2 protein-coding genes are annotated in these 3,015 nt (G+C 28.7%); one reads left to right on the top strand and one right to left on the bottom strand.

Annotated features, from left to right (window positions below; genetic code table 11):
• A partial coding sequence (locus WBG30_RS00750) for a type IV pilin protein (protein WP_424502729.1) occupies nt 1–461 on the bottom strand: 461 nt, incomplete at its 3' end.
• A gap of 943 nt (nt 462–1,404) precedes the next feature.
• On the opposite strand from WBG30_RS00750, the gene WBG30_RS00755 reads away from it, so the two are divergent.
• Nucleotides 1,405–3,015, top strand: a 1,611-nt coding sequence (locus WBG30_RS00755; RefSeq protein ID WP_424502730.1) for a hypothetical protein, incomplete at its 3' end; no start/stop codon positions are given.

The following is a 3,015-nucleotide window of genomic DNA, read 5'->3' on the forward strand; positions in this document are numbered from 1 at the left end:
GTACTATATAGTTTCTTACTAGGTGAGTAAAAAATCATAACCTCTCCAATTGGTTGTGGGTTTGCATTAGTTAAGACCTTACTTGACCCAGCATCACCTATATTTATCATCATCCTTCCTCCATAAGTTAAATTTTCTGTAGGTTCAGAACGAAGCCCACCTACTTCAAGATATGGGAATGAGGATAATATTTTAAAAAGATCTTTTGTTTTTTTATCTACATGAGCTATTACTTCACTAAAATAAACTCTCGGTATTTCAGTTCCTGTATCAGTTACCATCTTATTAATAGATGCTATCTCATATCCTGTTCTCATTACTCCTAAACCTGCTATTGCTCTTGCATCTTTAGCCTTAGCTAATTGTTCTCTTAATTTAGGTACCAATGTCGTCGCTAATATACCTATTATAGCTATAACTACTAGTAATTCTATTAATGTAAATCCCTTTTTTATTTTCATTTTTTTCTCCTTTGTTCACTTAATAATGTATATAGTACTTAAATTATATAACATATAGATATCTTAAGTCAATACAAAGAAAGAAAGAAAGAAAATAATATTACCATCAATACATATACCGATATATCCCATAGCTAGTACTTCAATAGACCCTATATATATATGACTTTAGATTCTTAAATGTCAAAATACTCAGATAACTAATATTAAATAAAATGTATAAATACAATAATTAACTTAAATAGAATAAAATAATAACTTTAAAAGAATGTTTGTTAGTCATTAAATATTGAAATTTAAAAGTTTTATTCGTTTTTTTATTCGTTTTTTTATTTGTTTTCCTAAAAAAAAATCAATAATTTAGTTTTTTTTTAATTTTTTTAAAAAATTACAGATGTTATGATTATGGTAATATAAATTTGATTTTCCAGTTTTTTGAAAATATAGATAAAATCAAAAAAACTTTATTTAGATTTATATAACATATTAAAAGAAGTATTTTTTTCTTTTTAGATCAATCATAATATCTTTAAATTCATTATCATATTTTGCTATTATATACACACCTTTCTTTTAAATATATTATATATTTACGAATGGAAAGTGTCTACTAAAAGAATATAACAACTCTCTCTTTCAAAAGGTATATTTTAAATTGTCGCTTAATTTAACTTTTCTTCAAAAAATATCTAGTTCAAAAAGAGCAATATTTTCAGTATTAGCTTTATAATTTTTTTTAGATCAATCATAAGTTCATTAAATGTTGTAAATTAGAAGTTTTTTTTTAGATTTCTCACTATTTGTATGAAATTGTACAACCATTATAGACTCAATGTGTTAAAGTACATATAACATTTAGTTAAGTCAAAAAAATATAATAATTTAAAGGAGGATTTTCTATGATAATAAAATATACACACTTATCATATGAAAGAATTAAGAAATGAAAAGAAAGAAAATATTATTTTTAATTTTAGGTTTATTGATCACACAACAATCATTTTCAAAATACGAAGTCAATCCATTCGGTAATACTATGAATGTTGATACTTCTTTTGGAATGGCAGGACAGAACCCCATGCATAATATAATAAATAACGGTACTATTAACGTTCGCGGGGGTTGGGGATTGTACTTAACTTCGTCTCCTTCCATAAAAAATAATGGTGTTATTAACGTTGATAATAATGGAACAAATCCTAATCACCCTGCAATTGGTATATACGCGCGGAATATACAAGGACCTTTTTTAACAGAGCCGACGATTGAAAACCATGGAATTATTCATGTTCGTAGAGGTACTGGAATTAAAGCACTTGGTTATACCACTGTAAAAAATGTAATAGGATCATCTATTATAGTTAATGATTCTGGGATTGGGATAGATCTTGAGGGAGAAAACAAACTGTTCCCTACTATAACAAATAACGGCTCTATTATAGTTAATGACTCTGGTACAGGGATTATACTTCAAAGTCATGCTCAACTAAAAAATCAAGGGACTTTTATAGTTAATAATACTGGTAAAGGGATTATAGTTAAAGACATAGCTAGTTCATTAACAAATAAAAGTTCCATTATAGTTAATGATTCTGGGACTGGAATTATAAGTGAAACCAATTCTCAAGTAACAAATCAAAGTACTGGGGCTATCATAGTTAATGACTCTGGTACAGGAATTTCTGCTATAGATAATTCTAAAGTAACAAATCAAGGGGAAATTACTACTAATCATTCTGGAACTGGGATTGTTGGTCAAAATTATTCTACAGTTACAAACGCAAAGAACATTACTGTTAAAGGTCCGTCAACTGGGATTGTCGGTAAAGATCATGCTCAAGTGACAAATTTAGGACTTATTGTCGTTGATCGTTCCGGGAATGGGATTGTTGCTCAAGGTGATTCTACAGTTACAAACGCAGGGAGCATTACTGTTAAAGGTCCGTCAACTGGGATTATCGGTAAAGATCATGCTCAAGTGACAAATTTAGGACTTATTGCCGTTGATGGTTTTGGTATTGGTATTAAATCTTTTGGAGCTAATATCTATAATAATGGAACTATCAGTGCTCCTAGTGGCCATGCTATTGCGATGAGTGCAAAAGATGAAGTTTTAGAATTAGGAGAACATTCTAAATTAACTGGTATTACAGATGGTTTTGATGGAGAAGACACTTTGATTTTATCTGGGAATGGAATTATGAATTTAGGTATCAATTCAATTCGTAACTTTGAAAAATTAGTAACTACAGGAAATGTAACAGTTAAAGGAACATATAATTTAGGGGTTTCAAATGGAAGTGGTTATCAAAAATCAGCTTTTAGCCCTATTAAATATAGTTTAAACGATGCTAGTGGAGCTAAAGGTAATTTAATTGTAGATGGTACTATTAATGTTGCAGTTAACTATGATGGGATAACAGCTAGAGGAACAGATAAAACTGGTAAGATTATTGCTAACACAATAACTAAAACAAACAACGGTCATATCATTTTGGTTAATGGTGGAAAAACTCCTAATGGAATAATTACTGAATTAGAGAACAATAACAAA

The organism is Psychrilyobacter sp., from assembly GCF_049671765.1.
Classification (GTDB): Bacteria; Fusobacteriota; Fusobacteriia; order Fusobacteriales; family Fusobacteriaceae; genus Psychrilyobacter.